We start from the raw sequence: 20607 nt of genomic DNA, 5'->3' as shown, positions 1-20607 counted from the left end.
GTCGCGCCGGGGGTGACGGACCCGAGGACCACCGGCCGGAGCTGGGGTGAACCGGCCGAGTGAACTGAAGTATTCACATACTTGGATTAACTCGCAAGACCCGGCTTCGCCCCGTTTCACCCCAGCCACCCGCCACCCCCGTTCCGGGAGACGGGTCAGCGGGCGGCGGCCAGGCGGGCCGCGCGGGCGTCGCGCTTCTCCTCGAAACGGGACGCGTGGACCTCGAGGGTGTCCAGGTGGGCGGCGATCTGGTCGCGGGCGGCCTCGCCGTCGGCGTTCAGCCCGGTCACGTTGAAGATGTCCCACTGGCGCAGCACCGGGACGACCACCTCGTCACGGTGCTGGCGCAGGTCGTAGATGCCGGCCAGGGCGATCGCCACCGACTTGCGGGCGAAGCCCTCGATGCCCACGCCGGGCATCTGGAAGTCGGCGAGGACCTCGGCGATGGCCCGCATCGCCTGGCTCGGGGCCACCTCCAGGGCGGCGGCGAGCAGGTTGCGATAGAAGACCATGTGCAGGTTCTCGTCGGCGGCGACGCGGGCCAGCAGCGCCTCGCACACCGGGTCGCCGGCCACCCGGCCCGTGTTGCGGTGCGAGATCCGGGTGGCCAGCTCCTGGAACGACACGTACGCCAGCGAGCGCAGCATCGATTCGTCGTGGGAGTTGGTGTAGCCGGCGGTCATGTGCACCATCCGGGCCCGCTCCAGCGCCACCGGGTCCACCGCCCGGGTCACCGTCAGGTAGTCGCGGATGGCGGTGCCGTGCCGGCCCTCCTCGGCGGTCCACCGGCCCACCCACGTCCCCCACGCCCCGTCCGGGCCGAAGAGGGTGGCGATCTGGTGGTGGTACGAGGGGAGGTTGTCCTCGGTCAGCAGGTTCACGATCAGCGCGGTGCGCGCGATCTCGGGGATCGTCGAGTCCTGCGGCGACCACGCCTCGCCACCGAGCGGGCCGTCGAAGGTGCGCCCCTCGCTCCACGGCACGTACTCGTGCGGGAACCACTCCTTCGCCATCGAGAGGTGGCGGTCGAGGTTCTTCGCCACGACGGGTTCGAGCTCGACGAGCAGGGCGGTCTGGCTGAGTTCGGTCACGACGTTCTCCCTACGGTGGCGTAACTTACGCCACCGTAGGTCCTCCGCGCCGTACGCGCCAGTAACGCCCGGCCCGCGCGGCGTCCCCTCAGCTCACCAGGGGCGACAGGTCGGCCCGGGGCGGGGTCCACTCCCCGGCCGCCGCGACCACCTGCTCGCCGGAGCGGATGTCCTTCACCTCGTCGGGCGCCCCGTCGGCACCGGGGAACCACACGTACGGGATGCCGCGCCGCTCGGCGTGCCGGATCTGCTTGCCGAACTTCGCCGCGCTCGGCGCGACCTCCGTGGGCACCCCCCGGCGGCGCAGCGCGTCGGCGACGGCGTTGCTCGCCGCCCGCCGCTCCTCGCTGGTCACCGCGACCAGCACGCACGTCGGCACGCTGCGGGACACGGTGAGCGCGCCCGCGCCGAAGAGCAGCCCGAGCAGCCGGCTCACCCCGATCGAGATGCCGACCCCGGGGAAGGACGCGCCACCGGCGCTGACCAGGTTGTCGTACCGGCCGCCGGAGCAGATCGAGCCGAACCGCTCGTAGCCGGCCAGCGACGTCTCGTAGACGGTGCCGGTGTAGTAGTCGAGCCCGCGGGCGATGCGCAGGTCGGCCACGCACAGCCCCGGGGAGTGCGCGGCGGCGGTCTCCACCACCGCGACCAGCTCGGCGACGCCCTCGTCGAGCAGCGGGTGGGTCACCCCGAGGCCGCGCACGGCGTCGGCGAACGAGGCGTCCGGGGCGGAGATCTCGGCCAGGGCCAGGCACGCCTTGGCCTGCGCCTCGCTCGCCCCGGCCGTCTCGGCGAGCAGCTCGGCCACCTTCGCCGGGCCGATCTTGTCGAGCTTGTCGACGGCGCGCAGGGCGGCCTCCGGGTCGGTCAGGCCGATGCCCCGGTAGAACCCCTCGCAGATCTTGCGGTTGTTGACCTGGATGGTCACCGGCGGGATCGGCAGCGACCGCAGCGCGTCGCCGATGACCAGCGGCATCTCCGCCTCGTAGTGGGCGGGCAGGGTGTCCCGGTCGACGATGTCGATGTCGGCCTGGAGGAACTCCCGGTAGCGCCCCTCCTGCGGGCGCTCGCCCCGCCACACCTTCTGGATCTGGTAGCGGCGGAACGGGAACTGGAGCTTGCCGGCGTTCTCCAGCACGTAGCGGGCGAACGGCACCGTCAGGTCGAAGTGCAGGCCGAGGGCGTCGTCGCCGGCGGGGCCGTCGGCGTCGGCCTGGAGGCGGCGCAGCACGTAGACCTCCTTGGAGGTCTCCCCCTTGCGCAGCAGCTGGTCCAGCGGCTCGACGGAGCGCGTCTCCAGCGGCGCGAAGCCGTACAGCTCGAAGGTGGCGCGGATCCGGTCCAGCACGAACTGCTCGATCATCCGCTGCGCCGGGGTCCACTCGGGGAAGCCGGAGATGGGCGTGGGCTTGCTCATGACGCTCCGTTCAGCACCCGCGCCGGCGGCGCGGGAAAGGTCGAGGCGCGGCCTAGAGACCGCGGGTGGGTGCGGCCGGGCGCGCGTCGCCCGAGGCCGCCACCTCGATGAGGTACGGGTTGCTCGCGCGCTCGCGGCCGATGGTGGTCGCGGGGCCGTGGCCGGGCAGCACCACCGTGTCGTCGGCCAGCGGGAGGATCTTGTCGCGCAGGCTGGTGAGCATCCGGGGCATGCTGCCGCCCCACAGGTCGGTGCGGCCGATCGAGCCGGCGAAGAGCACGTCGCCGGAGAGGCAGACCTGCTCGGCCTCCCACTCCGAGCCCTCGCCCGGCAGCCGGAACAGCACCGACCCGCCGGTATGGCCAGGGGCGTGGTCGACGGTGATCTCCAGCCCGGCGAGCGACAGGGTCGCGCCGTCGGTCAGCTCGGCGACGTCGTCGGGCTCGGAGTAGGGCAGCCGGCCGCCGAAGAGCCCGCGGAGGTCCATCGACAGCCCCTTGGCCGGATCGGCCAGCAGCTCCCGGTCCTCCGGGTGGACGTACGCGGTGACGCCCCGCGCGCCGCAGACCGGCGCGACGGAGAACGTGTGGTCGAGGTGGCCGTGGGTGAGCAGCACGGCGGCGGGGTGCAGGCGATGCTCGGCGAGGACGGCGTCGAGCCGGTCGATCACCCCGATGCCCGGGTCGACCACCACGCACTGCTCCCCCGGCCCGGTCGCCACCACATAGCAGTTGGTGCCGAAGGCGTCCGCGGGAAAGCTCGCCACGAGCACGGCGCTCCCCTTCCGTCGCTGTCTAGCCTGCACGGGAAGCCTAGCCGCAGCGGCGGGCGGATCGCGCCGGCCCACCCGCCCCCGTGGCAACACCGGCCCAGTGAGCAACTCCGATAAAGCCAGCCCGGACCTCGTACACCACTTTCCCAGCCGCTACCCGTACACTCTGGCGGGCGTGTGGCGTGGCGCACGTGGCACCCGACGGGGCGCGACGCCGACCGCCGGTGACCATCAGGGTAGAGGAAGGGGAGCACGGGTGGCTTCCAGCAGGGACCGGCAGCGCAAACTGGCGCGGGCCAAGCTCGACCGGCAGCTGGCGCGACGGGCCGCCCGGACCAGACGCCGACGGCAGATCCAGGCCGGTGTCGGCGCCGCCGTGGTGCTCGTGCTGATCGTGGCCGGTTCGGCCTGGGCGCTGGGCGCCTTCGACGACGACCCGAAGCAGGACACGGCCGCCGAGGACGTCTGCCTCTGGACGCCGCAGGACGCCACCGCGAACACCAACCTCAAGGACGTGGGCACCCCGGCCACCCAGGGCCTGCCGACCTCCGGCACCCGGGCACTGACCGTCACCACCAACCAGGGCGCCCCGATCACCGCCGAGCTGGACCTCGCGTCGGCCCCGTGCGCCGGGGCGAGCATCGCCCACCTGGCGAGCAAGGGCTTCTACGACAACACGAAGTGCCACGAGATCACCTCCGAGGGCGCGCTGCGCTGCGGCGACCCGAGCGGCACCGGGCTGGGCGGCCCGACGTACTCGTTCTACGACGAGAACGTCCCGGTGGCCCCCGAGGCCAGCCCGTCGGCGAGCCCCGCGCCCGACCAGCCCCCGGCGTACCCGAAGGGCACGGTGGCGATGGTCGCCAACCCGCCGGGCGCCAACGGCAGCCAGTTCCTGATCTTCTTCAAGGACTTCGACCCGGACAAGCCGGCCTACCCGGTGATCGGGAAGGTCACCGGCGGCCTGGACGTGGTCACGAAGATCGGTGCCCTGCAGACCGTGGACAATGGGAGCGGAGCCAAGGTCAAGCCGAAGACCGACGTGGTGATCCAGAGTCTCACCGTCGGCGAGCCGACGACCGCGCCGGCCCCGGCCCCCAGCGGCGCGTCGGCCAGCCCCAGCGCCGGCTGACCCGGCTCCCCCACACCCCACAGCCTTTTGCGGCACCGGCCGCGCCCGAGACAGTCCAGGAGGATCGACCGTGACGTCCACCAGAGAGCGGCAGCGCGCGGCGGCGCGCGCCCGGCTCGAGCGGGAGATGGCCGAGCGCGCGGCCAGGGCCCGCAAGCGCCGGCAGACGCAGGCGATCGTCGGGGCCGGGGCGGCCCTGCTGCTCGTGGTCGCCGGCACCGTCTGGCTCGCCGCCAGCATCGGCGGCGACGACGACAAGAAGCAGGACACCGCCGCCGCCCCCGGCTTCGTGCAGTGCGCCTGGACCGAGGTCCCCAAGGAGCAGCAGACCAAGGAGATCAAGGACGTCGGGCTGCCGGCCGCCCAGCAACCGAACACCGGCACCCAGACCCTGACGTTCGACACCAACCTGGGCCCGATCACCGCCAAGGTCGACCGGTCGGCCGCGCCGTGCACCGCCGCGAGCTTCACCCACCTGGCGAGCAAGAACTTCCTCGACAACACCAAGTGCCACCGCCTGGTCACCGAGGGCATCAAGGTGCTCCAGTGCGGCGACCCGAGCGCCACCGGCAAGGGCTGGCGGGACACCGACGGCACCGGCGGCCCGAGCTACCGGATGGCCGAGGAGAACCTGCCGACCGACAAGCGCCCGCCGTACCCGGAGGGCGTCATCGCGATGGCCAACTCGGGGCAGCCGGGCAGCACGGGCAGCCAGTTCTTCATCGTCTACGGCGACTCGCCGCTGGACGCGAACTACACCGTCCTGGGCACCATCACCGGCGGGATGGACATCGTCAAGGATGTCGCCAAGGCCGGCGACGACGGGGCGTACGCCAAGCAGGCCGGCGGCGGCCACCCCAAGAAGGAGGTCGTCATCAAGAAGATGACGATGAGCGAGGCGCAGGGCTGACCGCCCGCCCCACCCCGCACGACGAAGCGCCCGCCGGTCACCACCGGCGGGCGCTGTCGTGTCCGGGGCCCTGCTGAGCGGCTCAGGACCCCGAGGTGACCCGGTAGGCGTCGAACACCCCGTCGACCTTGCGGACGGCGGCCAGCAGGTGCCCCAGGTGCTTCGGGTCCGCCATCTCGAAGCTGAACCGGCTCACCGCCACCCGGTCGCGGGTGGTGGTGACCGTCGCGGAGAGGATGTTGACCCGCTCCTCGGAGAGCACCCGGGTGACGTCCGCGAGGAGCTTGTGCCGGTCGAGGGCCTCCACCTGGATGGCCACCAGGAACGTGGAGGCGGAGGTGAGCTTCCAGCTGACCTCGACCACCCGCTCGGCCTGGGCCCGCAGGTCCTCGGCGTTGGCGCAGTCGTCGCGGTGCACGCTGACCCCGCCGGAGCGGGTGACGAACCCGAAGACCGAGTCGGGCGGCACCGGGGTGCAGCAGCGGGCCAGCTTGATCCACACGTCGCTGACGCCCCGCACCACCACACCCGGGTCGGCGCTGCTCTGCCGGCTGCGCGGCGGCCGGGTGGCCACGGCGGTCTCGGCGATGTCCTCCGCCGCGCCCTCCTCGCCCCCGTACGCGGCCATCAGCTTCTGCACCACCGACTGGGCGGAGACCTGGCTGTCGCCGACCGCCGCGTACAGCGACGCCACGTCGGCCAGGTGCAGGTCCCGCGCGATGGCCATCAGCGCGTCGGAGGTGAGCATCCGCTGCAACGGCATGCCCTGCTTGCGCATCGCCTTGACGATCGCGTCCTTGCCGGCCTCGATCGCCTCCTCGCGCCGCTCCTTGTTGAAGTATTGCCGGATCTTCGTGCGCGCCCGGGGGCTCTTCACGAAGCCCAGCCAGTCCTGCGTCGGCCCGGCCGTGTCCGACTTCGACGTGAAGATCTCGATCACGTCGCCGTTGGACAGCGTCGACTCCAACGGCACCAGCTTGCCGTTGACCCGCGCCCCGATGCACTTGTGCCCGACCTCGGTGTGCACCGCGTACGCGAAGTCCACCGGCGTCGACCCCGTCGGCAGCGGAATGACGTCACCCTTGGGGGTGAAGACGTACACCTCCTGGCTCGACAGGTCGAACCGCAACGCGTCGAGGAACTCGCTCGGATCGGCCGCCTCCCGCTGCCAGTCCAGCAGTTGCCGCAGCCACGTCATCTCGTCGATGTGCGCGGGCGGGCCGACGATCTGGGTGCCCTTGTGCTCCTTGTACTTCCAGTGGGCGGCGATGCCGAACTCGGCGGTGCGGTGCATCGCGTACGTGCGGATCTGCATCTCCACCGGCTTGCCGGTGGGCCCGATGACCGTCGTGTGCAGCGACTGGTACATGTTGAACTTGGGCATCGCGATGTAGTCCTTGAACCGGCCCGGCACGGGCTGCCAGTTCGCGTGGATCACGCCCAGCGCGGCGTAGCAGTCGCGCACCGTGTCGACCAGGATCCGCACCCCGACCAGGTCGTAGATGTCGTTGAAGTCGCGGCCCCGCACGATCATCTTCTGGTAGATCGAGTAGAGGTGCTTCGGCCGGCCCGTCGTCTCCGCCTTGATCTTGGCGGCCTTCAGGTCGGTGCCCACCTTCTGCGTCACCTGACGCAGCAGCGACTCCCGCTGCGGCTGGTGCTCCCCGATCAGGCGCAGGATCTCCTCGTACCGCTTCGGGAACAGCGTGCCGAAGGCGAGGTCCTCCAGCTCCCACTTGATCGTGTTCATGCCGAGGCGGTGCGCCAGCGGCGCCAGGATCTCCAGCGTCTCCTTCGCCTTCTGCTCCCGCTTCGGCGCGGGCAGGAAGGAGAGGGTGCGCATGTTGTGCAGCCGGTCGGCCAGCTTGATCACCAGGACCCGCGGGTCCTTCGCCATCGCCACGACCATCTTGCGGATCGTCTCCGCCTTCGCGGCGTCGCCGAGCTTGACCTTGTCGAGCTTGGTCACCCCGTCGACGAGCAGGGTCACCTCGGGGCCGAAGTCGACCTTCATCTGGTCGAGGGTGTATTCGGTGTCCTCGATCGTGTCGTGCAGCAGCGCGGCGACCAGCGTCGTGGTGTCCATGCCCAGGTTGGCCAGGATGGTGGCCACCGCGAGCGGATGGGTGATGTACGGGTCGCCGGACTTGCGGTATTGACCGGAGTGCCAGCGGTTGGCGGTGTCGAACGCGGTCTGGATCAGCTTCGCGTCGGCCTTCGGGTGGTTCTCCCGGTGGCTGGAGATCAGCGGCTCCAGCACCTCGCTGACCTGCGAGGTCTGCCAGGGCGCGTTGAACCGGGCCAGCCTCGCCCGCACCCGCCGCCCGGTGGGCGCGTTGGAGAGGGCGAAGCCGCCGCTCGGCGACGGATCGCCGGTGAGCTGCGACGGATCGTCGGCGGCGTCGGCCGGGAACAGCGGCGCACCGGCACCCGCCGCCGCGCCGTCGGCGGACCCGGAGCCCGCGCCGTTCCCACCCGCCACGGCCAGGGCGTCAGCGCCCCGATCGGTTACCGAACCGTCAGCGTCGCCTGTCGGGTGCACCGTGCCCTCCACCGGAGGGACGACATCGTGGGACACCGGCCTCCTCACCGCTCGCCGGGGATGCGCCGACCGTCCGGCCGGCCTGGTCTCACGCCGCCCGGACGGTCACCCGCCCGGTCAGCAATGGGCAATGCTACCCGCACGCACGGTGCCCCGCCGCTCCGCCGGACGGTCCCCACCGGGTCCGCCCGGCGGCCGGGGCCACCAATCGGGCACCGGGGCACGAACAGGCACTGCGCACGCCGCGCCCCGGGTCGTCGGTGCCGGGGCGAGGGGCGGCCCGGACGGCTCACACGCTCAGCAGGGCGTGCACGGGGCGCGGGGCGAGCCGCTTGCGCCCGCCGAGGAACCCCAGCTCCAGCAGCACCGTGAAGCCGGCCACCGTGCCGCCGGCCCGCTCCACCAGATCGAGGGTGGCCTCGGCGGTGCCGCCGGTGGCGAGCACGTCGTCGACCACCAGCACCCGGTGCCCGGCGGTGAACGCGTCCTCGTGCACCTCCAGCGTCGCCTCGCCGTACTCCAGGGCGTAGGAGGCCGAGTAGGCGGGGCGGGGCAGCTTGCCGGCCTTGCGCACCGGCACCACGCCCACCCCCGTCGCGTACGCGATGGCCGCCGCGACGACGAAGCCCCGGGCCTCGATGCCCACCACGGCGTCGAACGCGTCCCGCCCGTGGTACGCCACGATCCCGTCGACGACCTGCCGGAACACCTCGCCGTCGGCGAAGAGCGGCATCAGGTCCTTGAACATCACGCCCGGCTTCGGGAAGTCCGGCACGTCCAGCACGCGGCTGGCGACCAGCTCGGCGACCCGCGGGCCGCTGTCTCCCCGTACCCCGGCGCTGTGCGTCTCCGTCACGGCGGCCCGTCTCCCTTCATGGCCGACGGCGTCCCGCACGCTGCTCGCACAGCCTGCGGGACGCCGTCGGAACGTGTTCCCTACCGGTGTGGCCGATCAGCGCCGCTTGGCGCCGCCCGGCCGGTTGCCGCCGCCACCGGCGGGGCGACCGCCCCGGGCGCCGGTCGCGCGCTTGCCGGCGGGCCGGGCGCCCACCTTCGGGGCGGCCCCGGCCAGGGCCGCGTCGGCGTCGGCGGGCTCGTCGGCGTCGGCGGCCGGGCGCGCCGCGCCCTTCGGGGTGATCTCGCCCCGGGCGAGGGCGGTCCGCCGGGCCAGGACCCGCTTGTTGTGCGCCTGGATCCGCGGCTCGTAGTTCTTCAGCAGCACCAGCAGCGGGGTGGCCAGCAGGATGGAGGTCAGGAAGGCGACCGCCATACCGACGAACAGCACCAGGCCGAGGTCCTTCAGCGTGCCCGCGCCCAGCAGGCCGGCGCCGATGAAGAGCAGACCACCGACGGGCAGCAGCGCGACCACCGAGGTGTTCAGCGACCGCATGAGGCTCTGGTTGATGGCCAGGTTGGCCGCCTCGCCGTACGTCTGGTTGTTGTTCGCCGTAATGCCCCGGGTGTTCTCCTGCACCTTGTCGAAGACCACCACCACGTCGTAGAGCGCGAAGCCCAGGATCGTGAGGAACCCGATGATCGTCGACGGGGTGACCTCGAAGCCGACCAGCGAGTAGATGCCGGCGGTGAGGATCAGGTTCATGAACAGCGAGGAGACGGCGGCGGCCGCCATCCGCCACTCGAACCGCAGGACCAGGTAGACCGTCACCAGCAGGACGAAGATCACCAGACCGAGCAGCGCCCGGGAGGTGACCTGGCTGCCCCACGCCTCGCTGACCTGGTTGCCGCTGATCTGGTCGGGCTGGATGCCGAACGCACGGGCCATCTCGGCCTTCGCCGCGTTGGCCTGCTCGGCGTTGAGCTGCGTGGTGCGCATCTCGTAGAAGTCGCCGCCGGTGCCGCCGACCTTCTGCGCGGTCACCACCTCGGCGCCCGCCGCAGTGCTCGCCAGCACCGTGTCGACCGTCTTCTCGGCGTCGTCGAGGGTGCCGACGCTGGCCGGCACCTGGAACGAGTTGCCGCCGGCGAACTCGATGCCCAGGGTGAAACCGCGCAGGGCGAAGCTGAGCACGGCGACGAGGATCAGCGCCCCGGCCACACCGAACCACAGCTTGCGCCGGCCGATGACGTCGAGGCCGGCCTCGCCCGCGTAGAGGCGGCTCGCCAAACCAGTCTTAGCCATCTCAGGCCTCCTTGACGCGCGAGGTGCGGGTGGCCTGCTCGCTCCGCGCGGGCGGAAGGATCCGGCCGAGACCGCTGACCCGCGGGGACAGGAACGCCCGGGTCCGGGCGAACATCGTCATGATCGGGTGACGGAACAGGAAGACCACGACCAGGTCGAGCACCGTGGCCAGGCCGAGCGCGAAGGCGAAGCCCTTCACCGCGCCGACCGAGACGATGTAGAGCACCACGGCCGACATGATGGTGATGGCGTTGGCCGAGATGATCGTCCGGCGGGCCCGGGTCCACGCCCGGGGCACCGCGCTGCGCGGGCTGCGCCCCTCCCGGATCTCGTCCTTGAGCCGCTCGAAGTAGATGACGAACGAGTCCGCCGCCACACCGAGTGAGACGATCATGCCGGCGATGCCGGCGAGGGTGAGGGTGAAGCCGATCTGCCGCCCCAGGACGACCAGCGCGCCGAAGACCAGCAGACCCGACAGCACCAGGCTCAGGAAGATGACCGAGCCGAGCAGCCGGTAGTAGAAGAACGAGTAGATGATGACCAGCAGCATGCCGATGCCGGCGGCGAGCAGGCCCGCGCGCAGGTGGCTCGCGCCGAGGGTGGCGGTGACGTTCTGCTGCTCCTGCGCCTCGAAGGTCACCGGCAGCGCGCCGTAGCGCAACTGGCCGGCCAGGGCGTTGGCCGTCTTGTTGTCGAAGCTGCCGGTGATCTGCGAGTCACCGGTGAGCACGCCCTGGATCTCCGGCGAGGAGACGACCTTGTTGTCCAGCACCACGGCGACCCGGCACTTGCCGTCCTGACCCAGCGCGGTCTGGTCGCAGGCCTGGCCCTCGTTGTTGAACGCCTCGCGGGTCAGGTTGGTCCACTTCTCCTGGCCTGCGCCCTTGAAGTCGAGGCTCACCACCCAGGAGCTGGTCTGGTCGAGCACCGCGTTGGCGTCGCCGACGTCGGTGCCGAGCACCTTCGCCACGTCCAGCAGGTATTTCTGGACGCCGTCCTCGCAGGCGACGGCCTTCTGCTTCTCGTCCTTGATCGACGCCGGGGGGCGCTGGTCGAGCTGCGCGCAGGTGATTGTCGGCACGTTGAACTGCATCTCGGCCGGCAGCACGGCGACCTCGCGCGGGCTGAGCGCGCCGAACGGCTTGAGCTTGTCGGCCAGCGACGGGTCGGCGGTCAGGTCGGCCGGGGCCTGCAGGCCGCTCGCGGCCTGCCAGGCGGCGGCACCGACCTTCTGCTCGACGGCCTTGCGCTGCTCCTCGACGCCCGCCGGCACCGGCTCGGCGCTGGCGCTCGACGACGGCGCGGCGCTCGCCGAGGGCGACGGGGTGGCGCTGGCGCTCGGGGCCGGCGCCCCGCCGCCCTGGCCGCCCGCGCTCGGCGACGCGGTGGCCTTCGCGCCGGACGGCGACGCGCTGCCCGACGGCTTGGCGCTGCCGGACGGCTTCGGCGACGCGCTGCCGGACGGGGCCGGCGTCGGGGTGGGCGCGGGGGCCGCCGCCGCGCCGCTGCCGTCGGCGGCCTTGAGCACCTTGCGGAAGCGCAGCTCGGCCGCGCTGCCGACGTCGGTGAGGTCGCGGTTCTCGCCGGGCAGGGAGATGACGATGTTCCGGTTGCCCTCGGTGACCACCTCGGCCTCGGCCACGCCGTAGGCGTTGACCCGGTTCTCGATGATCTGGCGGGCCTCTTCGAGGTTCTCCGCCGTCGGGGGCTTGCCGTCGAGGCTGTTCGTCGCCTCCAGCGTCATCCGGGTGCCGCCGACCAGGTCCAGGCCGAGCCGGGGCTCCAGCCGGTCCTTGAAGCCACCACTGGCGCCGCCCGAGAAGAACACCAAGAGATAGAGGACGACGAAGATGAGCCCGAGCACGGCGAGCTGCCGTCCGGGCCGCATCTGTCCCTGAGGTGGTGGTGCCACGGCTGTCTGTCTCCCTGTTACGGTCGCACCGCCCTAGGCGGCGGCACGAGGGTCGGGCCGGGGGTCCCGGCGACGGGTGTCCGGGCCGGCGACCCGACGTCGACACGGCTGCCCACGGCCGTCGCGGGGGCGGCGGCCGGCAGCGCTCACGCGTCGGCGTCGGGCGTGGGCCCAACTATCCAGTTTTATCGCTGTCTCCGCTGCCCCGTCCCCGGGACGACGGTCACTCCTTGACGGTCTCGGCGTCCTCGACGTCCTCGGTCGACTCGGCCCGCTCGGCCTGGCTGACGACGCGGGCGATGGCCGGACGGGCGTACCGGGTCTGCACGCCGGGGGCGACCTCGAGCAGGACGGTCTCGTCGTCCACGCCGGTGACCGTGCCGTAGAGCCCGCCAATGGTGACCACCTCGTCGCCGGGGCCGAGGGTGGACTGCATCCGCTCCGCCTCGCGGCGGCGCTTCTGCTGGGGGCGGATCATCATGAAGTACATGACGCCGAAGAGCAGGGCGATCATGAGGATCGGCGTGAGACCGCCGGCTCCCCCGCCACCCGCTGCTGCGTAAAGCACGGTTACTGACCTTCCGATTGGCCTCCGGCTCGGCACGAGGGGCACCGGAGCGGAGGCGGATTCTCACGTCCTGTACAGACCGCGGCGAGTCTAGTCCCTGCACCTGGGAACGCCGAATGCGGCACAGATCACGAACGGATCACGGCTCATCGGGCGCGGCGGAGAACAGATCGGGCGCGGGAGGGGCACCGGTGCCAAATGTACCATTCGGTGGGGTACGACCCAGATGACGCCAGGCCGCCTCGGTGGCCACCCGCCCCCGGGGCGTACGCGCGAGCAGCCCGGCCCGCACCAGGAACGGCTCGCACACCTCCTCGACGGTGTCCGGCTGCTCCCCCACCGCCACGGCCAGCGTCGACAGGCCCACCGGGCCGCCCCGGAACGAGTCGACCAGCGCGGTGACCACCGCCCGGTCCAGCCGGTCCAGCCCGAGCGCGTCGACGTCGTACACCGTCAGGGCCGCCCGGGCCGTCTCCAGCGTGACCGTGCCGTCGGCCCGGACCTCGGCGAAGTCGCGCACCCGGCGCAGCAGCCGGTTGGCGATCCGGGGGGTGCCCCGGGACCGGCCGGCGATCTCGGCGGCCCCGTCGTCGGTGATCGGCACCCCGAGGATGCGCGCCGAGCGGCGCAGCAGCACCTCCAGGTCGGCCGGGGAGTAGAAGTCGAGGTGCGCGACGAAGCCGAAGCGGTCCCGCATCGGCCCGGTCAGCAGGCCCGACCGGGTGGTCGCCCCGACCAGGGTGAACGGCTCGACGTCCAGCGGGATGGCGGTGGCCCCCGGCCCCTTGCCGACGATCACGTCGACCCGGAAGTCCTCCATCGCGCTGTAGAGCAGCTCCTCCGCCGGCTTGGCGATCCGGTGGATCTCGTCGATGAACAGCACGTCACCCTCGGTGAGGCTGGTCAGGATCGCCGCGAGGTCGCCGGAGCGCTCGATGGCCGGGCCGCTGGTCACCCGGATGCCGGAGCCCAGCTCGGCCGCCACGATGTTGGCCAGCGTCGTCTTACCCAAGCCAGGCGGCCCCGACAACAGGATGTGGTCGGGCGGGGAGCCGCGCCGCATCGCGCTGCGCAGCAGCAGGTCGAGCTGCTCGCGGACCCGGTGCTGGGCGATGAACTCCTCCAGCCGCTTCGGCCGGACGCTGGCCTCGGCGTCGCGCTCCGCGTCGTTGACGTACGCGGAGACGAGGTTGCCGTCGGGCCCCGTCATCGGGTGCGGCCGAGCAGGCGGATGGCCTGCTTGAGCAGGACCGGCACGGGCGGCGGCGGGCCGTCGACGGTCTCCGCGACCGCGGCCACCGCCTGGTCGGCCTGGCCCGCCGTCCAGCCGAGGCCCACCAGCGCCTGGCGGACCTGCTCGGGCCAGGCGCCCCCGGTCACGCCGGCCGCCCCGTCGGCGCCCACCGGCACCGGGCCGATCCGGTCCCGCAGCTCCAGCACCAGGCGCTCGGCGCCCTTCTTGCCGATGCCCGGCACCCGGGTCAGCGCGGCGGTGTCGGCGTTGGCGATGGCCTTGCGCACCGCGTCGGGGGTGTGCACGGCGAGCACCGCCTGGGCCAGCCGGGGCCCCACCCCGCTCGCGGTCTGGAGCAGCTCGAACAACTGCTTGGCGTCGTCGTCGGCGAAGCCGTAGAGGGTGAGCGAGTCCTCCCGGACCACCAGGCTGGTGGCCAGCCGGGCCGGCTCGCCGACCCGCAGGTCGGCGAGCGTGCCGGGCGCGCAGTGCACCGCCAGGCCCACCCCGCCGACCTCCACCACCGCGTGGTCCGGGCCGGTCGCGGTCACCGTCCCGCGCACACTGGCGATCATCGTGCTCCTCCTCGTCGTGCCCGGTCGGCCGCCTCGGCCAGCTTCGAGCGGGTGCCGCCGCGCCAGACGTGGCAGATGGCCAGGGCCAGGGCGTCGGCGGCGTCGGCCGGCTTCGGCGGCTCGGGCAGCCGCAGCAGCCGGGTCACCATGGTCGTCATCTGCGCCTTGTCGGCCTGGCCGGAGCCGGTGATGGCGGCCTTGACCTCGCTCGGGGTGTAGGTCTGCACGGGCAGCCCGGCGCGCGCGCCGGCCAGCACGGCGATCCCGCTGGCCTGGGCGGTGCCCATCACGGTGCGCACGTTGTGCTGGCTGAACACCCGCTCGACGGCGACGGCGTCCGGCCGGTGCTCGGCGACCAGTTCGGTGAGCGAGCGGTCCAGGTGCAGCAGGCGCAGCGGCAGGTCGTCGCCCGGGTCGGTGTAGACGACGTAGTAGGCGACCAGGGTGCAGGGCCGGCCCGGCACGCCCTCGACCACGCCGACCCCGCACCGGGTCAGCCCCGGGTCGACGCCGAGCACGCGCACGCCGCCTCCTCCCCACCACGTCGGCAGTACGTGTGTTCGACACCCTACTGGGCGGCCCCGACAGCCGGCTGTGGGGACACGCCGCCGAAGAGCAGGGGGCGGGCCGCCGAGGGGCCGGGGGTCAGGCCGCCGACGGGCCGGGGGGCGTGGCGGCACACAGCCGGGGTGTCGAGTATGTGCCATCGACCCATGTGCCCCCGGCCACCCAGCTCGTAGCTTTGTGCGCCATGACGGCAGAACCCGTGGCGGGCCCCCACGTCGTACACGTCGACCTGGCCGGTCGGACCGCGCTGGTGACCGGCGGTGGCGGCGGCATCGGCCGGGCCTGTGCCCTGCGGCTCGCGGCGGCCGGGGCCCGCGTGCTGGTCCTCGACCGCGACGCGGACGCGGCCGAGGAGGTCGCAGCGCTGGCCGGCGGCCGGGCCGTGCGGGTGGACCTGGCCGACCCGGCGGAGGTGGACCGGCTCGACGCCGACGTGGACATCGTCGTCAACAACGCCGGCCTGCAGCACGTCGCGCCGGTGCCGGACTTCCCGCCCGAGCGGTTCGCCTACATCCACCGGGTGATGGTGGAGGCGCCGTTCCGGATCGTGCGCCGGGCGCTGCCGCACATGTACGCCCGGGGCTGGGGGCGGATCGTCAACATCTCCTCCGTGCACGGGCTGCGGGCCTCGCCGTACAAGTCGGCGTACGTGTCGGCGAAGCACGCCCTGGAGGGGCTGTCGAAGGTGGTCGCGCTGGAGGGCGCGGCGCACGGGGTCACCGCCAACTGCATCAACCCGGCGTACGTGCGCACGGCGCTGGTGCAGGACCAGATCGCCGACCAGGCCGCCACCCACGGCATCGGTGAGGCCGAGGTGGTGGAGAAGATCATGCTGGCCCGGGCGGCGATCAAGCGGCTCATCGAGCCGGAGGAGGTCGCGGAGCTGCTGGCGTACCTGTGCGCGCCACCGGCCGCGTTCATCACCGGCGCGTCCATCGCCCTCGACGGGGGCTGGACGGCGAACTAGTGGCCTCGCGCACAATGTCGGTCATGTCGTCGCCGGTGGAGTTCCTGGAACTGCTCGCCCGGGAGGCCGCCGCGGTGGAGTTCGAGGGCCCGCTGGTGGCGGCCCGCGCGGCCGGCGCGCCCCCCGACCGGCTCGCCGAGCTGGAGCAGGCGAAGGTGGTCGCGCTGCGGGTCCGGGCCCTGCTGGAGCGCCGGCGCCGCCGGGAGAGCGAGCTGTCCGGCCTGTACGACACCGCGAGCGACCTGGCCGGCCTGCGCGACCTCGACGCCGTGCTGCGGGCGATCGTGCACCGGGCCCGGCACCTGCTCGGCGCGGACGTGGCGTACATGACGCTCGACGACGACGAGCGCGGCGACACGTACATGCGGGTCACCGACGGGTCGATCTCGGCGCGGTTCCAGCGGCTGCGGCTGCCGATGGGCGCGGGCCTGGGCGGTCTGGTGGCCCAGTCCGGCACCCCGTACGTCACCGCGAACTACCCCGAGGACGAACGCTTCCACCACACCGGGGAGATCGACGCCGGGGTGGGCGAGGAGGGCCTGGTGGCGATCCTCGGCGTGCCGCTGCGGCTCGGCTCCACCTCCATCGGCGTGCTGTACGCCGCCAACCGCTCCGCCCGGCCGTTCGCCCGGGAGGAGGTGTCGCTGCTGGTGTCCCTCGCGGCGCACGCGGCGGTCGCGATCGACACGGCGCGGCTGCTGGCCGAGACCCAGGCCGCGCTGGCGGAGCTGTCGGCGGCCAACACCACCATCCGGGCGCACAGCAGCTCCGTCGAGCGGGCGGCGGCAGCGCACGACCGGATGACGGCGCTGGTGCTGCGCGGCGGCGGGGTCGAGGACGTGGCGTCCGCCGTCACCGACGTGCTCGGCGGGGCGCTGCTGGCGCTCGACGCCCACGGGCGGCGGCTCGCCCGGGTCGGTCAGATCGACGAGCCGGACCGGGCGGACCTGGTGGAGGCGGTCGCGGCGTCGCGGACCGAGGGGCGCAGCGTCCGCCGGGGCCCCTTCTGGTACGCGGCCGTGGTCGCCGGCACGGAGAACCTGGGCGCGCTGGTGCTGCGCCCCGACGGCGAACTGGTCGACGCCGACCAGCGCATCCTGGAGCGGGCGGCGCTGGTGACCGCGCTGCTGCTGCTGTTCCGCCGCACCGTGGCCGAGGCGGAGGGGCGGGTGCGGGGCGAGCTGCTCGACGACCTGATCGCCCGGCCGCTGGCCGACACCGACGCCCTGCGCACCCGGGCCCGCCGCCTCGGTGTCGACCTGGACGCCCCGCACGTGCTGGTGGCGGTCGGCGACGACGCGATCGCCGCGACGGGTTCCGCCCGGCAGCGGGCGCTCTCCTGGGCCACCACGTACGCCTCGACGCGCGGCGGCCTGGCGGCGGCGCGCGACGGCCGGGTGGTGCTGATGCTGCCCGGCCGGGACGCGGGCGGCGCGGCCCGCGCCGTGTCGCGGGACCTGTCCCGGGTGACCGGCCGGCCGGTGACCGCCGGGGCGAGCGGCCCGTCGACCGATCCCGCCTCGCTGGCGACGATCTTCCAGGAGGCGGACCGCTGCCTGACGGCGCTCGGCGCGCTGGGCCGCACCGGGCAGGGGGCGAGCACCGCCGAGCTGGGCTTCGTCGGGCTGCTGCTGGGCGCAGTGGGCGACCGGGGCGACGGGGACGTGGCCCGGTTCATCGCCACCACCGTCGGGCCGGTGGTGGACTACGACGCCAGGCGGGGCACCGCGCTGGTGAAGACCCTGGAGGCGTACTTCGGGGTGGGCGGCAGCCTGGCCCGGGCGGCCGAGCTGCTGCACGTGCACGTCAACACGGTGACCCAGCGGCTGGAACGGGTCGGCCAGCTGCTCGGCCCCGACTGGCAGAAGCCCGGCCGGGCCCTGGAGGTGCAGCTCGCGCTGCGCCTGCACCGGCTCCGCGAGCCGGCGCCCTGACGGTTCGGGGCGCCACGCCGCCGACCGGCGCGGGGCGACGGCCCGCCGACCGGCGCGGGGCGACGGCCCGCCGACCGGCGCGGGGCGACGGCCCGCCGACCGGGGCGGGGTGCGTCAGCGGGCCCGGATGCCGTCCAGGACGCCATCGACGATCCGGTCCGGGAGCAGGACGTCGTCCAGCTCGGGGTGCCAGCGCAGCATCCGCTGCATCAGCATCGGCCCGGTGAGCAGCGCCATCGCCACCTCGATGTCGAGGTCGGCCCGCAGCTCGCCGAGGCGTACCCCCCGGCGGAGCACCTCGCGCATCAGCTGCCGGCGGGGCGCGATGATGTTCTGGTAGAGCCGGAAGTGGTCGGGGCTGCGGTTCACCTCCGGCACGAGGCAGGGCATGATCTTCGCGGCGCGCGGGTCGATGTTGTGGCCGACCGCCCCGACCAGCAGCACCAGGTCGTCCCGCACGGAGTGGCCCGCCGGATTCGGCAGCACGCCCTTGAGCCGGCGCAGCGCGTCCAGCAGCAGCGCGTCCTTGCCCGGCCAGCGGCGGTAGATGGTGGCCTTGCCGACGCCGGCGCGGGCCGCGATCGCCTCGATGGTGAGCGCCTCGATCGTGCTGCCCTCCGCGAGCAGGTCGAGGGTGGCCTCCACGATCGCCTCGTCCGCGCGGCTGCTCCGCGGTCGCCCGGGCGACCGCGGAGCCTCGGCGGCGGAAGTCATGTCCGACATTGTTCCCGGACCTACGCTGTTCCGGCCAACTCGGGTTCACTCGCCGCCGGTGCGCCGGCCGCCCGGTCGAGGGCCCGGCCGGGCATCCAGCGCAGCACGACCACGAAGCCGAGCACGGCGACCGCCGCGGAGAGCGCCGCGGCCCAGTGCATCGCCGAGACGAAGGCGCCGTTGGCGGCCGTGACCAGGGCCGGCCCGGTCGGACCGAGCTGCCCGGCCGCCGCGTACGCGCCGGAGATCGACTCGCTCGCCGCCTCGTGCGCCCCCGCCGGCAGGCCCCGCAGGGCCGGGGCGACGTCGTCCCGGTACACCGCGGACAGCACCGAGCCGAGCACGGCCACGCCGAGGGCGCCGGCGACCTGGCGCACGGTGTTGCTGACCGCCGACCCGACGCCGGCCTTCTCCCGGGGCAGCGCCGACATGATCGACTCGGTGGCCGGCGGCATGATGTTGGCCATGCCGATGCCCTGGAGGAGGAAGACCACCAGGACCACCCAGATCGGCGTGCCCGCGTCGATGAACGCGAACGCCGCGAGGGCCACGCTGGTCAGCGCCAGCCCGACGGCCGCGACGGCCCGGCCCCCGTACCGGCGGACCATCGCCGCGCTGCGCGGGGCGAAGACGAGCTGGGCGGCGGCGAACGGCAGGAAGAGCAGGCCGGTCTGCAGCGGGGTGTAGCCGCGGACCAGTTGCAGGTAGAACGAGCTGAAGAACATCACGCCCATGGCGGCGAAGAAGACCAGCCCGACCAGCGCCACCGGGGCCGCGAAGCGGGGCACCCGGAACAGCCGGACGTCCAGCGACGGGTGGTCGCTGCGCAGCTCCAGCAGCACGAACCAGGCCAGCACGGCCAGGCCACCGAGGATCGACACCCAGACCAGGGGCCGTTCGAAGCCGTGCTCGCCGCCGTCGATGATGCCGTAGGTCAGGGCGACCAGGCCCACCACCGACAGCAGCACGCCGGGGACGTCGACCCGCCCCGGGTCGGGGTCACGGGACTCGGGCACCAGCAGGGCGACCAGGACCACGCCGGCCGCGACCACCGGCACGTTGATCAGGAAGACCGAGCCCCACCAGTAGTGTTCCAGCAGCGCGCCGCCGAGGATCGGGCCGATCGCCACGGCGAGGCCGACCGCGCCGGCCCACACGCCGATCGCCCGGCCGCGCTCCCGCGGGTCGAAGACGTTGGAGATGATCGACAGGGTCACCGGCATGATCGCCGCCCCGCCGACGCCCATCAGCGCGCGGGCGCCGATGAGCTGCGCCGGGCTCTGCGCGTACGCCGACAGCAGCGACGACAGCCCGAACAGGACCAGCCCGACCAGCAGGAAGCGCTTGCGCCCGGCGCGGTCGCCGAGCACGCCGAAGGTGAAGAGCAGACCCGCGAAGACCAGGGTGTACGAGTTGATCGCCCACTCCAGCTCGCCCTGGCTCGCGCCGAGGCCGTGCACCGGGTCGGCGAGGGTGCGCAGGGCGACGTTGAGGATGGTGTTGTCGAGGACGACGACGAGGAGGCTGATCACCAGCACCCCGAGGATCGCCCACCGCCTCGGATGTCCGGTGTTCTCGTGCGGTTGCATGGGCCGGTCCTCTCCCCCGGTTCGCCCGTCCCGCAAATACGATACGGGGCAGGCTCGTAACTCCGACGACGTTAGGCGAACCGTTTACGATACGGAACCGGATCGTATCGTTTGTGCGCCACGTCACGCACCACCCGGCACCCGATCCTGTTGATCGACTCCATGTCGGCGACGTGGCGGCATCAACGCGCCGGGATACCCCCCACCTGCCCGACATCCCGCACGCGACGGCCCGGCGCGGCGGTTTGTCCGACCCGGCGCCGTGGCATGAGGCGGCTTTGGCGTGGGGCGGGGCGGGAGTGACCGGCGGTCCCGGCCCGGGGCCGGGGCCGTGGCGGGCCGGGGCCGGGGCGGGCCGGGGGCGGGGCCGTGGCGGGCCGGGGGCGGGGCGAGCCGGGGGCGGGCCGGGCTGGGCGCCGCTGGGTTGATCGACTTCATGTCGGGCAGGTGGGGGTATCCCGCGCCGTTGATACCCCCACCTGCCCGGCATCCCGTCACCCCTCCACCGGAATGAGCGGATTGTCCGACCCGGCGGGGTGGTGT

General features: G+C 73.2%; 17 protein-coding genes. 4 read left to right on the top strand and 13 right to left on the bottom strand.

Annotation, left to right across the window (positions count from 1 at the left end; translation table 11 throughout):
* Positions 1–155: 155 nt before the first annotated feature.
* From LPA42_RS30685 to LPA42_RS30675, 3 genes are all read right to left on the bottom strand, one after another.
* The gene (locus LPA42_RS30685; RefSeq protein WP_077939384.1) at positions 156–1091 is read right to left on the bottom strand and encodes an acyl-ACP desaturase; all 936 of its coding nucleotides are present in this window, start codon (positions 1089–1091) and stop codon (positions 156–158) included.
* Between the two features lie 88 nt (positions 1092–1179).
* Positions 1180–2508: a histidine--tRNA ligase gene (gene hisS, locus LPA42_RS30680; protein ID WP_077939383.1), complete on the bottom strand. Its 1329-nt coding sequence runs from the start codon at positions 2506–2508 to the stop codon at positions 1180–1182.
* A 52-nt stretch (positions 2509–2560) separates the two neighbouring features.
* The gene (locus tag LPA42_RS30675; RefSeq protein WP_077939382.1) at positions 2561–3280 is read right to left on the bottom strand and encodes an MBL fold metallo-hydrolase; all 720 of its coding nucleotides are present in this window, start codon (positions 3278–3280) and stop codon (positions 2561–2563) included.
* Between the two features lie 256 nt (positions 3281–3536).
* Between LPA42_RS30675 and LPA42_RS30670 the strand changes: the two genes are divergently transcribed.
* Together LPA42_RS30670 and LPA42_RS30665 are read left to right on the top strand one after the other, a co-directional pair.
* Entirely contained in the window at positions 3537–4412 is an 876-nt protein-coding gene (locus tag LPA42_RS30670) for a peptidylprolyl isomerase (RefSeq protein ID WP_077939381.1), read from the top strand.
* A gap of 70 nt (positions 4413–4482) precedes the next feature.
* Complete coding sequence (locus LPA42_RS30665) at positions 4483–5322, top strand: peptidylprolyl isomerase (protein WP_077939380.1); 840 nt, start codon at positions 4483–4485, stop codon at positions 5320–5322.
* 82 nt (positions 5323–5404) lie between these two features.
* Here LPA42_RS30665 and LPA42_RS30660 read toward each other — a convergent pair whose 3' ends face one another.
* The 8 genes from LPA42_RS30660 to ruvC form a co-directional block, all read right to left on the bottom strand.
* Entirely contained in the window at positions 5405–7876 is a 2472-nt protein-coding gene (locus tag LPA42_RS30660) for a bifunctional (p)ppGpp synthetase/guanosine-3',5'-bis(diphosphate) 3'-pyrophosphohydrolase (protein ID WP_198956702.1), read from the bottom strand.
* A 277-nt stretch (positions 7877–8153) separates the two neighbouring features.
* A complete protein-coding gene (locus LPA42_RS30655) occupies positions 8154–8720 on the bottom strand; it encodes an adenine phosphoribosyltransferase (protein ID WP_077939378.1) in 567 nt (188 codons plus the stop codon).
* Between the two features lie 96 nt (positions 8721–8816).
* On the bottom strand, positions 8817–10004 hold the full coding sequence (gene secF / locus LPA42_RS30650) for a protein translocase subunit SecF (protein WP_077939377.1): 1188 nt from the start codon (positions 10002–10004) through the stop codon (positions 8817–8819).
* A 1-nt stretch (position 10005) separates the two neighbouring features.
* Positions 10006–11892 carry a protein translocase subunit SecD gene (gene secD, locus LPA42_RS30645; RefSeq protein ID WP_077939376.1) on the bottom strand — a complete coding sequence of 629 codons (1887 nt, stop codon included), beginning with the start codon at positions 11890–11892 and terminating at the stop codon, positions 10006–10008.
* Between the two features lie 247 nt (positions 11893–12139).
* The gene (gene yajC / locus LPA42_RS30640; RefSeq protein ID WP_077939375.1) at positions 12140–12484 is read right to left on the bottom strand and encodes a preprotein translocase subunit YajC; all 345 of its coding nucleotides are present in this window, start codon (positions 12482–12484) and stop codon (positions 12140–12142) included.
* A gap of 139 nt (positions 12485–12623) precedes the next feature.
* Positions 12624–13694, bottom strand: a complete 1071-nt coding sequence (gene ruvB, locus LPA42_RS30635; protein WP_077939374.1) for a Holliday junction branch migration DNA helicase RuvB — start codon at positions 13692–13694, stop codon at positions 12624–12626.
* The gene (gene ruvA, locus LPA42_RS30630) at positions 13691–14293 is read right to left on the bottom strand and encodes a Holliday junction branch migration protein RuvA (RefSeq protein ID WP_077939373.1); all 603 of its coding nucleotides are present in this window, start codon (positions 14291–14293) and stop codon (positions 13691–13693) included. Before ruvA ends, ruvB begins: the two co-directional genes overlap by 4 nt.
* Positions 14290–14817, bottom strand: a complete 528-nt coding sequence (ruvC, locus tag LPA42_RS30625) for a crossover junction endodeoxyribonuclease RuvC (protein ID WP_077939372.1) — start codon at positions 14815–14817, stop codon at positions 14290–14292. The genes ruvA and ruvC overlap by 4 nt, the downstream gene beginning before the upstream one ends.
* Before the next feature lie 227 nt (positions 14818–15044).
* Between ruvC and LPA42_RS30620 the strand changes: the two genes are divergently transcribed.
* Positions 15045–15827, top strand: a complete 783-nt coding sequence (locus LPA42_RS30620; protein WP_077939371.1) for a 3-hydroxybutyrate dehydrogenase — start codon at positions 15045–15047, stop codon at positions 15825–15827.
* A gap of 14 nt (positions 15828–15841) precedes the next feature.
* Positions 15842–17761, top strand: a complete 1920-nt coding sequence (locus LPA42_RS30615) for a helix-turn-helix domain-containing protein (RefSeq protein WP_077939370.1) — start codon at positions 15842–15844, stop codon at positions 17759–17761.
* 114 nt (positions 17762–17875) lie between these two features.
* Here LPA42_RS30615 and LPA42_RS30610 read toward each other — a convergent pair whose 3' ends face one another.
* Together LPA42_RS30610 and LPA42_RS30605 are read right to left on the bottom strand one after the other, a co-directional pair.
* Positions 17876–18484: a TetR/AcrR family transcriptional regulator gene (locus LPA42_RS30610; protein WP_077939369.1), complete on the bottom strand. Its 609-nt coding sequence runs from the start codon at positions 18482–18484 to the stop codon at positions 17876–17878.
* Positions 18485–18495: 11 nt separating this feature from the next.
* Entirely contained in the window at positions 18496–20064 is a 1569-nt protein-coding gene (locus tag LPA42_RS30605; protein ID WP_077939368.1) for an MFS transporter, read from the bottom strand.
* Positions 20065–20607: the final 543 nt, after the last annotated feature.

It is taken from the genome of Micromonospora sp. DH13 (assembly GCF_020873825.1).
Taxonomy (GTDB): domain Bacteria; phylum Actinomycetota; class Actinomycetes; order Mycobacteriales; family Micromonosporaceae; genus Micromonospora; species Micromonospora haikouensis.
This window is presented reverse-complemented; position numbering and strand designations above follow the sequence as displayed.

Excerpts from the sequence above, each read along its gene's own strand:
- ruvB (WP_077939374.1), bottom strand. The coding sequence starts at position 13,694 with ATGACGGGGCCCGACGGCAACCTCGTCTCCGCGTACGTCAACGACGCG.
- LPA42_RS30620 (WP_077939371.1), top strand. The coding sequence starts at position 15,045 with ATGACGGCAGAACCCGTGGCGGGCCCCCACGTCGTACACGTCGACCTG.
- secF (WP_077939377.1), bottom strand. The coding sequence starts at position 10,004 with ATGGCTAAGACTGGTTTGGCGAGCCGCCTCTACGCGGGCGAGGCCGGC.
- LPA42_RS30610 (WP_077939369.1), bottom strand. The coding sequence starts at position 18,484 with ATGTCGGACATGACTTCCGCCGCCGAGGCTCCGCGGTCGCCCGGGCGA.
- hisS (WP_077939383.1), bottom strand. The coding sequence starts at position 2,508 with ATGAGCAAGCCCACGCCCATCTCCGGCTTCCCCGAGTGGACCCCGGCG.
- ruvA (WP_077939373.1), bottom strand. The coding sequence starts at position 14,293 with ATGATCGCCAGTGTGCGCGGGACGGTGACCGCGACCGGCCCGGACCAC.
- LPA42_RS30615 (WP_077939370.1), top strand. The coding sequence starts at position 15,842 with ATGTCGGTCATGTCGTCGCCGGTGGAGTTCCTGGAACTGCTCGCCCGG.
- LPA42_RS30605 (WP_077939368.1), bottom strand. The coding sequence starts at position 20,064 with ATGCAACCGCACGAGAACACCGGACATCCGAGGCGGTGGGCGATCCTC.
- secD (WP_077939376.1), bottom strand. The coding sequence starts at position 11,892 with ATGCGGCCCGGACGGCAGCTCGCCGTGCTCGGGCTCATCTTCGTCGTC.